We start from the raw sequence: 611 nt of genomic DNA, 5'->3' as shown, positions 1-611 counted from the left end.
AGATCGACGGCCCTTACTACTTCTTTAAAATGCTTCAAAAAGTTCGTCGTGCAATACCTCAGTGGATGCCAACGATTGGTGTTGAAGGCGGCAGAATGAATATCGTGCCGGTTGATTTTGTCGTTGATGCTTTAGAGTACATTTCGCATGTTGAAGGTGAAGATGGCGGGTGTTTCCATCTAACAGATCCTGATCCATATAAGTTGGGTGAAGTTTTGAACATCTTTGCGAAGGCAGGTCATGCGCCAACGATGGCGATGCGTATTGATGCGCAAATGTTCAACTTTATCCCTTCAATGCTTCGTAACGGCGTTAAGAACTTGCCGCCAGTTAAACGTTTAACCTCGGCGTTCTTAAACGACTTTGGTGTTCCAGAGTCAGCGATGGAGTTCATCAACTATCCAACCAAATTTGATTCGCGTGAAACAGAGCGAGTGCTCCGTGACTCTGGTATCGAATGTCCAGATCTTAAGTCTTATTCCGCACCGATTTGGGATTTCTGGGAGCGTAATCTTGATCCTGACTTATATAAAGATCGCACTTTACGTGGCACGGTTGAGGGTAAGGTATGTGTCATTACCGGTGCGACTTCAGGCATTGGTTTAGCAACG

1 pseudogene is annotated in these 611 nt (G+C 45.5%); it reads left to right on the top strand.

From position 1 onward, the window contains the following. Positions 1 to 611 (top strand): annotated as a pseudogene (locus A3762_RS06270) (short chain dehydrogenase); the annotation flags it as partial.

It is taken from the genome of Oleiphilus sp. HI0125 (assembly GCF_001635355.1).
Note: the sequence above shows the minus strand (reverse complement) of the source record. Positions and strands in the feature narration are given on the sequence as shown.